Annotated in this window: 3 protein-coding genes and 1 pseudogene; all 4 read left to right on the forward strand. The window is 39.9% G+C overall.

The genetic code is table 11. From position 1 onward, the window contains the following. On the forward strand, positions 1-536 hold a 536-nt coding region (locus tag N3D17_07515), incomplete at its 5' end, for a hypothetical protein (protein ID MCX8083214.1). A 73-nt stretch (positions 537-609) separates the two neighbouring features. After that, positions 610-708 (forward strand): annotated as a pseudogene (locus tag N3D17_07520) (prepilin-type N-terminal cleavage/methylation domain-containing protein). Then, on the forward strand, positions 694-1293 hold the full coding sequence (locus N3D17_07525) for a DUF1559 domain-containing protein (GenBank protein MCX8083215.1): 600 nt from the start codon (positions 694-696) through the stop codon (positions 1291-1293). Before N3D17_07520 ends, N3D17_07525 begins: the two are co-directional and overlap by 15 nt. Before the next feature lie 41 nt (positions 1294-1334). Then, complete coding sequence (locus N3D17_07530) at positions 1335-5693, forward strand: hypothetical protein (GenBank protein MCX8083216.1); 4359 nt, start codon at positions 1335-1337, stop codon at positions 5691-5693. Positions 5694-5878 lie beyond the last annotated feature (185 nt).

The following is a 5878-nucleotide window of genomic DNA, read 5'->3' on the forward strand; positions in this document are numbered from 1 at the left end:
AGATGTGTATAAGAGACAGGTTAGGGCTGGTGATGACTATGTATGCAGATGATACAGGTGGATTTCTACCTACTGTTATAACACACAACAATAGTCCTTTCTGGAGACAGATGTTTCTTGCAGGTTATTATCAAGGGACAGATACAGGAGCATACATACGGGCATATAAGAATGGGCACTGCCCAAAGAGGGACTATCAGTATGGGCAGACCAGTACTTCTTGGCTTCCTGACCCTGCAGATTTGTATAAAAATGTTGGTTATTATGGATTTAACTATGGTATGGGAGCAAACTTCCAGAAGGCGTTCACTAAGCATAAAAATAGTTTAAGTCAGAAGATAATGGTTGTAGATGCAGCAAGGCATTATTACCTCTATTATGTCTGGAATACCAATGATATATACTCTTTATACGGGGTATATTTAGGAGCAAGGCATAATGGTGGAGTTAACTGTCTATATATGGATGGTCATGTGGAATGGATGAAGAGGGACTTTATCCAGAACTATCAGTATACCTACTTTTCTTATGATTAAATTTAATGTGATGTAAACAGGAGGGTAGCCACTTTCCTATACAGAAGTGGCTACCCTCAGAGAGGGAGAAGAGGTGGTAAAAGGGGTTAAGAAGTTAGGAGGTTTTACATTGATAGAGTTGCTGGTAGTGGTAGCAATAATTGCTATTCTTGCTGCGATGTTGCTACCGGCACTCTCTCAGGCGAGAGAGAAAGCAAGGCAGGCGGTATGTATAAATAATCTGAAGCAGTTAGGGCTGGTGATGAATATGTATGCAGATGATACAGGTGGTTATCTTCCTGATGTATATGCTATAAACGACCCGCAATTCTTATTCTACAGGACTTTCTGGTGGATATTAAAGGAGGCAGGTTATTACGGTTCAGATGAGCCGGGGAATTTTTACCGTGCCTTTAAGAATGGACACTGCCCAAAGAAAGATCTGGTGTATGGTGATACTCAATCTTGGGTACCAGGTGAACTATACCAAAACTTTGGTTATTATGGATATAACAGGACTTTAGGGGCACAATATAAAAAGGCGTATGCTGTGTTTAAGTATGATTTAAGTAAAAAGATAATGGTGACAGATGCAGCGAGATATTACTTTGACTGGTGGTACTACGACCCTGACAATTATGCTCTGTGGAACTTATATAGTGTATATTTAGGTGCACGGCATAACGATGGAGCAAACTGTCTTTTTATGGATGGCCATGTAGAATGGATAAAAAAGGACTTAATCCAGAGTTATCAGTATCCATATTTTGAGAACTAAATTTTTAGAAGTTCTGATGAAATTCAGTTGAGGAGAGAGTGATGAGAAGGGTTTTTTTTATCTTATTCTGTTTAAGTATATGGCTGATTGTCTCTTTCCCTCCTGCATCTTTAGGTGCAGAGGTTGTTAAAGATGAATTTAATAGTAATACTTTGAATTCTGAGATGTGGGAGGTAATAGGCAGTGGTTCTGTATCAGTGGATGGCTCTGCGGTAAAGTTTGCAGGACCTTCTGGTGAGAACTGGGGTAATGCCGGACTCCTTTTGAAAAAACCATTTGTTATGGATGAAGAAAACAACCTTTCTTTCAGTATAACGATAAAACAGATTACTGCCTACAGGGCGGTGAGGATTTTCTGTTTACCAGAAGGACACACGAGATTATCTGAAGAGCCAGAGAGTATTGAGTTAATCCTTACGTTTTATCCACCACAACTTATATGCCTTTCTTATCCTGAAGGAGTACAGAAAGACATAAAAGATTTAGATAGCAAGATATTTGCTGTAGAGTATCTTCCCAACAACACGGTTATAAACATTACATTCTCTTTAAAGGAGTTAATAATTGATATTTCCACACCATATGGTTTATCCAAGAGTTTTAGAGCAGAGCATGGTATAAGTCCGTTCAAGATAGTAAAGCCGTATTATGTAGCAGTGGTAGTGAACAATAGCGGGAATAGTTCTCCTGCGACTGCTTTGATAGAGCGGATAGAGGTAAAGGGTAAGATAGCAGAGAAGAGAGAGGAAGAGCATGCAGTTATAGAAGATGGATATTTTTTTATTTCAATAGACAAGGCAGCCAACCGTACATTTGAAGATAACATTCCTGGGGATAATGAAGGTGGCTGGACAGACCAGGGTAATAATGATATGCGGTATATACCTAAAGGTAAGCAGGTACTTCGTAAGGTGCCTTTCTATATCATAGACACACTGGATATATGGGGTAAGTGGCTACCATCCTGTATAGTGTTGTTGAGCAAGAACAGTCCCTGTCTTCCTGAAAGGAGTATCCCGATAGAAGTAGGTAGAACTGCACCATATCTATATTTTTTACACACCTGTGCGTGGGGAGTACAGCCAAACAATACATACGCAAAACTCCTGATAAGGTATGAAGATGGTAGTATTTCAGAGATACCTCTACGTGTTGGTGTGGAAGCGAATGACTGGTGGGAATGTAAGGATGGAGAGAAAGGAAAGGTTGCCTGGGTTGGTAAGAATGATATGCGGGAGCCGGTGGGTGTCTATGTACTTGAATGGGAGAACCCTTATCCTGGTAAGAAAATAAAGGATATTATATTTGAAAGCACAAATACAGAGACAATTCCTATTTTAATAGCCATCACAGGGTCAGAGAAAAGGATAGAGATAGGTAAAGAGCCAACCAGGATGGTGACAAAAGAGAGTTTATGTGAGTACAGGCATATCCCTGTGCTAACCCTTGACTGGAGAGAGGGAGAAAGTAAGGTTTATAGAGTATATCGTGGAGTGCCTGTGGAGAGTGAGATAGTAAGTGTGCGGGTGAAGGTAAAGAGATACAGTGCGAGAGAAGAAGGAGAGATAATATGCAGGATAGGCGGAGTGGAGAAAAGCAGGAAGGTAGAGAAAGATGAGTGGGCTACAACCTTTGATTTTACAGAGAAAGAGGTAATAAGGTATCTGAATGCAAACAGAGGAAGACACCAGATAGAGGTAGAGATAAAAGGGAAAGACAACATAGGATACTACAATTATGAGACAAATCCTTATGTGGACTGGATACCTGATGGAGAAGATGAGGCACACAGGATTTATGGTATCACAGGGATATATATGGTAAGGTCAGGTCTCCCTATCCATGAGATATCCGGATATATAGACACCAGACCCAGAGCGAGGACTGCATTACCTGTAGAAGAGATAAAAGTATCAGGGCAACAGGTATCAATATCAGATATAAATAAGATAAAGGATGCGCCACGTCATCAGGTATGTCTAAACGGGATATGGGAGTTTGTAGCAGGTGGGCAGAGCGACAAAGTGCCACAAGATGGCTGGCAGAGGGTGGTTGTACCCGGAGATTTCAGGGAAGAGGTATTTAAGGCGAATGCTCATAGTGCGTGGTTCAGAATGTATTTTGATATTCCTGAATTTATAGTAGGGAACAAAAGAATATCTTTATTCTTTGAAGCGGTTGCTGACTATGCGAAGGTGATGGTTAATGGTAAGGTATGTGGAGAGAATGAAGGAGGTATAAGTCCGTTTGAGATAGATATAACAGATGCAGTAAAACCAGGGAAGAATGAGTTGTTGCTTTATTGTGAGGATGTGCTTCGTCATATTGTTCCGAGGAAGGTTAAGAGGGCATTATCAGAAGAAGTGCCCACAGATGAAAAAGTAGTGCACTGGAAAGGATATGCCTATAAGATTCAGATTTTAAGAGGTCCATGGTATCTACCCAATGATGTCTGGTTTTATCTTGATGACAGAGAGGTAGGGATAAAAGCGGAAAGTAAAGAAGAGGTAGCAGAAAAAGGAGATGGTAGATATTTCAGAGAAGATACGTGGAACAGAAGTTTTCTTTATTTTTCTACACCTGGTAATGTTCCATTGGAAAAGATAGTAGATAGATATAGTATTGAGTATTATTATCCTGGAGTCAGAAAATATCTCGGGGTGATGTTTCAGGCACATGAATGGAGGAATAGAAGACCTCTATCTATAGGACCGTATCAGGATGTATATCTGGTAGTAACTCCTAACCTGTATATAAAAGATGTATTTGTAATGCCATCAGTAAGGAAGAAGAATCTTTCAGTAGAACTTTCACTTAACAAGACCATTGATAAGAAAGCGGAAGTAGAGATAGTTACAAGTGTACTGGATAATAGAGGTAAAGAGGTAATAAGATTCCCATCAGAGAAGGTTGAGGTATGCACAAAGGAGAAGAAAATCACAGTTAGTTTTCCTGTAGGAGATAGATTGAGGTTATGGGATATAGATGAGCCGTATCTACACTTTCTTAAGGTAGAACTGGTTGATGAGACAGGTAATAGGATAGATGTTGCATATAAACGGTTTGGGTTCAGGGAGTTATGGGCTGAAGGAGGCGACTTTTACTTAAATGGCAGAAAGATTTTCTTGCAGGGTACAAGTCCTGGTAATAGGTTTAGAGAGATTCCCTCTAATCGTTTTATATTAAGGTTGTACTATGCAGATATGAGGAACAATACAAATATAAACTTTATCAGGTGGCACCAGGGAGGCACAGAGAACAATGCATATGCAGAGATAGCAGATGAACTCGGTATCCTATTAGAACCAGAAACACCGATAGTAGCAGGACGTGGTTTCTATATTGCAGATGAAAAGACCGGGGAGTATATACCTGAAAGGGTGAAACTCTGGCAGGAGCAGATAGAAAAGCAAGTAATATATCTCAGGAACCATCCTTCTATAGTCATCTGGTCAGTGGATAATGAGAACCTGACCAGTGTTCAGCATAATGCCCCTGTGAATGAGAAAGATGTAGAGTATGTACTCAGTTGGAATGCATTTTTTAAGGGTTTAGACCCTACACGATTGCTGGATAATCATGGTGATTCAGACCTTGTCTTTTACATAAAAGACCCTCGTGTGGACATATACAACTATCACTATCCGGAACCAAAAGTTCTTACAAACTGGCGGGAGAAGTTTGCAGGTAAGCCGGTAATAATAGGGGAGGAATCATTGGGTACAGATGTTGCCTGGACATTTCAGGGGCGTATAATGGAGAAGATAGAAAAGGGTGAAGACCCGATGCCCACATACTGGAAAGACATAAATGGTGCTTGCAGATATATACAGGCGAGGATACGGCTGTGGAGGGCTATGGGAATATCTGGGATTATGCCTTTTTCACTTGAGTCATTTAATTATAATCCAGAGAGGTTGATATGGGATGGCTGGCACTGGGGAAGTACACATCCTGCTGTATATCCTGCATATTCAGGAGAAGAGATAAAACCATCTGTTTTATATCAATACTCACCAGGTCAGTATAATTTCTTTGACCCATCTGCTCCAAAGAATTATGTAAGTAAGTTGCATAATACAATTAAAGATAGTTTTTCAGAAGTTCCATCTGTAAAAGCAACATATATAAGTCCAGAGGTAATAGTCAAGGTTGAAAAGGGAAATGGGATGCCTGTTATAAACACTACTGTATGGCTGGTTCCATTGGAAGAACAGGCAAGTAATCCTGAAGGTGTTTTAACAGATAACGAAGGAAGGGCATGGTTCAGATGTAAGGCAGGAGGTGGAAGGTATCTCGCTATTGTTAAAATAGAAGATAAATGGTATAAAACAGAATTAAGTCCGTCAATCCCCGGAGAATGGAACCAGATAAAGACAGTGGTTATGAAAGTTGAATGAGTAGTGTCCAATTAAAAGTATTAATCTTTCATTAAAATGTAAAATATATGGACGAATGATGGAGAACTTTTTTGGTGTTTATGCAGCACTTTTAACTCCTTTTGATGAGAAAGGGGATATGTGTGAGAAGCGGTTGAAAGGGCTTGTAAGGTTTCTTATTTCAAAAGGGATAGACGGGTTATATG

The organism is bacterium, from assembly GCA_026414725.1.
Classification (GTDB): domain Bacteria; phylum Ratteibacteria; class UBA8468; order B48-G9; family JAFGKM01; genus JAAYXZ01.